At 49.8% G+C, this 1,255-nt stretch carries 1 protein-coding gene; it reads right to left on the bottom strand.

The window, feature by feature from the left end; translation table 11 throughout:
• Positions 1–5 precede the first annotated feature (5 nt).
• A partial coding sequence (rhlB, locus tag R7R78_RS24100) for an ATP-dependent RNA helicase RhlB (RefSeq protein ID WP_225474371.1) occupies positions 6–1,255 on the bottom strand: 1,250 nt, incomplete at its 5' end.

Genomic DNA, 1,255 nt, shown 5'->3' on the forward strand with positions numbered 1-1,255 from the left:
TCCTTTTATGATTGTTTCGGCGCTGATTGACGTGGCTGACGAGGACGACGTCCTTGAGGCTTACGGTTACCAGAGCGAGTACCACCGGTGTTGGTGCGGCGTTGCTGAACGCGCGGCGCACGCATGCGGATTGGCGCAGGCAGATCTTGAATCAGAGCTGATGCATCGTATTCCGACACAGGAATGGTGTGTTCGATGTATTCTTCAATCGCAGGCAAGTTGATTGCGTATTCTTCACACGCAAAGCTGATTGAGTGACCGCTCGCGCCCGCACGACCCGTACGACCAATGCGGTGTACGTAATCTTCACAGTCGTCAGGAAGGTCATAGTTGAATACGTGTGTTACTTGAGGAATGTGTAGACCACGGGCTGCAACGTCAGTCGCAACAAGAATGTCGACATCGCCTTTAGTGAATTGCTCAAGAATCTTTTCACGTTTCTTCTGTGGAACATCACCTGTTAATAGGCCAACGCGGTGACCATCTGCCGCCAAGTGGCCCCAAACTGACTCACATTTATGTTTGGTGTTCGCAAACACGATTGCGCGATCTGGCCACTCTTCTTCAATCAGAGTTTGAAGTAGAGCCATCTTGTCTTCATTAGATGGGTAGAACAGCTCTTCTTGGATACGGTGACCGGTTTTTTGTGCTGGCTCAACCACAACATGCTCAGGATTGTGCATATGCTCGAAAGCCAACTCTTGCACGCGGTAAGACAAAGTCGCAGAGAACAACATGTTCAAACGCTCTTTTGGCTCAGGCATACGACGGAACAAGAAGCGAATGTCTTTAATAAAGCCAAGATCGAACATGCGGTCGGCTTCATCTAACACAACTGCTTGAATGTTGTTTAGATTGAAAACGCGCTGTTTGTAGAAATCGATGATACGGCCAGTCGTGCCGATAAGAATGTCTACGCCATCTTGTAGCTTCGCAAGTTGCTTATCGTAGCTTTCGCCACCGTAAGCTAATGCGGCTTTTAGACCTGTGCTTGCAATCAGCGGCTCAGCATCGTTGAAGATCTGAATCGCTAGCTCACGCGTTGGCGCCATAATAATTGCGCGCGGTTGCGTTGGTTGACGGCCTTCGTGCTCAGGTGTCGTAAGTAGGTGGTTGAAGGTTGCAGTTAAAAACGCAAGCGTTTTACCAGTGCCCGTTTGGGCCTGGCCTGCGATGTCTTGGCCGGTGAGCAGTACCGGCAACGCCAAGGCTTGGATAGGGGTACAATATTCGAACCCTTTTTTTTCCAATCCTT

It is taken from the genome of Vibrio sp. 2134-1 (assembly GCF_033339495.1).